At 37.5% G+C, this 1,806-nt stretch carries 1 protein-coding gene; it reads left to right on the forward strand.

What is annotated here, in order from left to right; translation table 11 throughout:
- Positions 1-1,772 (forward strand): peptidase domain-containing ABC transporter (locus G5B42_RS11085; protein ID WP_181340539.1); only part of this gene is annotated, 1,772 nt, incomplete at its 5' end.
- Between the last annotated feature and the right edge of the window lie 34 nt (positions 1,773-1,806).

Genomic DNA, 1,806 nt, shown 5'->3' on the forward strand with positions numbered 1-1,806 from the left:
TCGAGATGAACCGTATTTCGCGCCCAGCAGAGGGGATAAAGAAATACTCCCGGGAAGAGTTCCTAAAAATTTGGTCCGGAGTCCTGATTTTATTAGTTCCAGAAGAAAGATTCGAAAAAGGTGATAAGACTACTGGTTTATTCGGCCGCTTTTTTAGTTTAATTACTCCTCATAAAAGATTGCTCATCGAAATATTTTTGGCTTCTATACTTTTTACCATCTTAGGAATTATTGGGGCTTTTTATTTTAAATTCCTTATTGATGAAGTTTTAATTGAAGGAATGAATAAAACATTACATCTGGTATCAGTTGGAATGATCGTGCTTGTTTTGTTCAGAGTTTTTTTAAACGCATTTCGAAGTCATTTACTCTCATATTTAAGTCAAAAAATTGATATTGCACTTATTCTCCAATATTACCAGCATGTTTTGAAGCTTCCGCTGTCCTTTTTTGACTCCCGAAAAGTTGGAGAAATCCTTTCCCGTCTTTCTGATGCATCGAAGATTAGAAATGCTATTTCCGGTGCTACCTTGACAGTGATGATTGATACATTAATGGTAATTGCCGGCGGTATTGTTCTTTATATCCAGAGCGGTATTCTCTTTGGAATATCCGCCGTTCTTATTCCTTTTTATGTATTAATAGTATTAATTTTCAATAAATCTTTTCGGGATATTCACCGGAAAGAGATGGAACAAGCGGCTGATACCGAAGCTTACCTGGTGGAGTCAATTTCTGGTGTATCTACGATTAAAGCTTTTAACGGTGAAGAAGAGGCGAGTTTAGAAACGGAAAAACGTTTTCTGAAGTTTATTAGATCCATATTTAAAGCGGTTTGGTTACGTAATATCCAATCTTCCTTCCAGTTAGTTCTCACCCTGGTTGGTGAGATTGTGATTCTCTGGGTTGGAGGCATACAAGTAATCAAGGGTGCGATTAGCCTAGGGGAGCTTATTACCTTTAATGCTTTGTTAGCGTATTTTTTTGAACCTATTCAGAATCTAATTAACGTCCATCCCTTGTTACAGGAGGCTTTTGTAGCGGCTGATCGCTTAGGAGAAATTTTGGATTTAAAGGTGGAAAAAGAGAACGAACATCGTAAGATTAATTTACAAAAGATAAAGGGGAAAATCGAATTTAGAGATGTAAGTTTTCGCTACGGGACCAGAGAATTGGTATTAAAGAAGATAAACCTGACAATTCAACCTGGGGAAAAAGTTGCTTTGGTAGGAGAGAGTGGATCTGGTAAAACCACCCTGGTGAAACTGCTCTTGAAGTTTTATCTTCCAGAAGAGGGCGAGATTCTTATTGACGGATTTAATATAAAAGATCTCAATTTAGACAGTTTACGTGAAAGAATTGGCTATGTGCCACAGGATGTCTTTCTCTTTAGTGGCAGTATCTATGATAATATTGCTTTTGGGCAAAAATTGAACAGTCCCACTCAAATAATTGAAGCCGCACAAAAAGCACAGGCCCATGATTTTATTAATCGTTTGCCTCTAAGGTATGAGACTCCGGTGGGGGAGAGAGGTTCCAATTTATCAGGTGGGCAGAAACAAAGAATCGCTATTGCCCGCGCAATTCTTAAAAAACCGGACCTTTTGATTTTAGATGAAGCAACCAGCAACCTGGATTCAATTACGGAAAATATCATTCATCAAACCATAGAAGAAATTTGTAAAGACATCACTACTATAATTATAGCTCACAGATTAAGTACGGTAAGGAAAAGTGACCGGATCGTCTTCCTTGGATCAAGTCCAGATTAGTGTGTAAATTCCTCAGTTATCAATAAGCTTATCT

It is taken from the genome of Capillibacterium thermochitinicola (assembly GCF_013664685.1).
GTDB lineage: Bacteria > Bacillota > UBA4882 > UBA10575 > UBA10575 > Capillibacterium > Capillibacterium thermochitinicola.